This window comes from Mesorhizobium sp. M7A.F.Ca.US.002.01.1.1 (assembly GCF_004022955.1).
Lineage (GTDB): Bacteria > Pseudomonadota > Alphaproteobacteria > Rhizobiales > Rhizobiaceae > Mesorhizobium > Mesorhizobium ciceri.
In genome coordinates this window covers 1-1,338 of record NZ_RZQE01000864.1, presented here as the reverse complement: position 1 = coordinate 1,338, position 1,338 = coordinate 1, and the positions used below count along the sequence as shown (strand labels likewise).

Annotated in this window: 1 protein-coding gene and 1 pseudogene; both read right to left on the bottom strand. The window is 64.4% G+C overall.

All coding sequences use genetic code 11. From position 1 onward, the window contains the following. Positions 1-534 (bottom strand): annotated as a pseudogene (locus EN932_RS36245) (ABC transporter permease); the annotation flags it as partial. Between the two features lie 55 nt (positions 535-589). After that, positions 590-1,338, bottom strand: a 749-nt coding sequence (locus EN932_RS36240; protein ID WP_128369532.1) for a glycine betaine ABC transporter substrate-binding protein, incomplete at its 5' end; no start/stop codon positions are given.

The window sequence follows — 1,338 nt, the reverse complement described above, 5'->3', positions numbered from 1 at the left end:
CTTGGAGCCCTCCGCCCAGAAACTGTCGGCGCGGTTGAAATATTCCTTCAGGATCGACAGATTGTCCCAGCTTCCCGAAATCAACAGCAGCCCGATCGCCAAAGCCGAGACCGCAAGCACGCCAACTCGTGCCAATGGCGACAGGTCCAGCCGTGTCAGCACATCGGCGAGCAAAAGCGTGAAGGCAAAGATCAGAATCCAGAAACCGGAAGCCGGCGAAACTCTCGCAAAGGTGTTGCCCTCCGGCGTGAGGAATGTTCCGGCGACGCCGATCAGCAGCGCGAGCGCGGCAAGCGCCACCACGCCGGCGGCAAGGCGCAGCGAAAGCGGTGTCTTGAACAGCGCGATGAGTGCTGCGGCGACGATCATGACGAGCAGCAGCGTCCCGGTGGTTGCCGGCAGCGCCTCGAGAATTGAGCGCGCCTGGCCGGGGACGATGCGGTTGGCACGGAACGTGGCAAAGGGCGCGGCAAAAGCCGCGTAGGCTGATATAGCGGCGATGACCACGCCGAGCTTGTCGAAGCGGATGTTCACGCCCTCCCCCGTCAGTCGATCCGGCGCGCCACGAAAGCGGCGCGCCGGAATCGTCCTACTTCAGGAAGCCGTTCTTCTTCAAAAAGTCCTCGGCGACGCCCTTGACCGGCTCGCCGCCGACCTGCACGCGACCATTCAGCTCCTGCAGCGTGACGAGGTCGAGCTTGGCGAAGACCGGCTTCAGCAGCGTCTCGATCTCGGGATGTTGCTTCAGCACCGCTTCGCGGATGATCGGCGCCGGCTGGTAGACCGGCTGCACGCCCTTGTCGTCGTCGAGCACGACGAGCCCGGACGGTGCGATGCCGCCATCGGTGCCGTAGACCATGGCCGCATTGGCGCCGTTGGTCTGGTTGGCGGCCGCGGCGATGGTTGCCGCGGTGTCGCCGCCCGAGAGAGTGATCAGTTGGTCCGGCTTCAGCGTGAAGCCATAGGTGGTCTGGAAGGCCGGCAGTGCAGCCGCCGAATTGACGAACTCGGCGGAAGCCGCCAGCACCACCTGACCGCCGCCCGCGACATATTTGCCGAAGTCGGTGAGCGTGGCGAGCTTGTTGGTCTCGGCGACTTCCTTGCGCAGCGCGATCGCCCAGGTGTTGTTTGCGGGCGACGGCGACAGCCAGACGATCTTGTTGGCGTCGTAGTCGAGCTTCTTGGCCGTTTCATAGGCCTTGGCGGCATCCTTCCAGACCGGGTCGTCGGCCTTCTCGAAGAAGAAGGCGGCGTTGCCGGTGTATTCGGGATAGATGTCGATCTCGCCGGCGGTGATCGCCTTGCGCACCACCGGCGTGCCGCCGAGCTGGATACGGT